At 67.8% G+C, this 692-nt stretch carries 1 protein-coding gene; it reads right to left on the bottom strand.

What is annotated here, in order from left to right; translation table 11 throughout:
- Positions 1-354: dienelactone hydrolase family protein (locus tag PI86_RS15455; protein ID WP_039324327.1), on the bottom strand; the 354-nt coding region annotated here is incomplete at its 3' end.
- Between the last annotated feature and the right edge of the window lie 338 nt (positions 355-692).

Below are 692 nucleotides of genomic sequence, written 5' to 3'. Positions count from 1 at the left end.
GATCGCGGCGACCTTGCCGGCGACTTCGGGGCGCGCGCGCAGCACGTCGGCAGCGGCGCCGAGGTCCGCGACCGCGAGGCCGACGTCGGTCTTCTTCATCAGTTCGATGCCCTTGTCGCGGTCGGCGCCTTCATAGGTCAGCTCGACGCGCGGCTGCGTGCGCCAGAACACGTCCGGCGCGAGCGCGACGAAGCCGTCGGCCGCGTACTGGTCGGCGACCGCGCGGATGTGCGAGTTCACGCCGAAGATCTCCTGGATGATGATGACGGCGGGGCCCTTGCCGCGCTTGGGCAGCGCGAGATAGCCGCCGAAGCTGTCGTTACCGGTCGGGATGTCGATCCATTGGGCAGTCACGTTGGAACTCCTGGCGAGCGGGCGCGCGACAGGCGCGCCGCGGGTGGAAGAGGGGCGGCCTAGTGTGCCACCAATCCCGGGGTGCTGCAGCGCGCGCAAGGGCCGCGCCTGCCGGGTCTGCGCGCCTGTCGAAGCTGCAGTCCGAGCCCGCTTCTCGCGCAGCGATCGTTTCGATCTCGATTATTCATTTTTCGGCGGCGTGCCGCTTCGATAGAGTCGAGGTGTCGGCCTTTACAAAGCGCTTTCGCGCATCGTCATCGAAGGATTCGCCATGTCCGCCCGTGCATTTTCCACCCCGTTTTCCGAACGCTTCGGCCTGCGCCTGCCGCTCGTGCAGG

It is taken from the genome of Burkholderia sp. A9, from assembly GCF_000801975.1.
The sequence above is the reverse complement of the archived record's forward strand: the minus strand, read 5'-3'. Positions and strand labels throughout refer to the sequence as shown.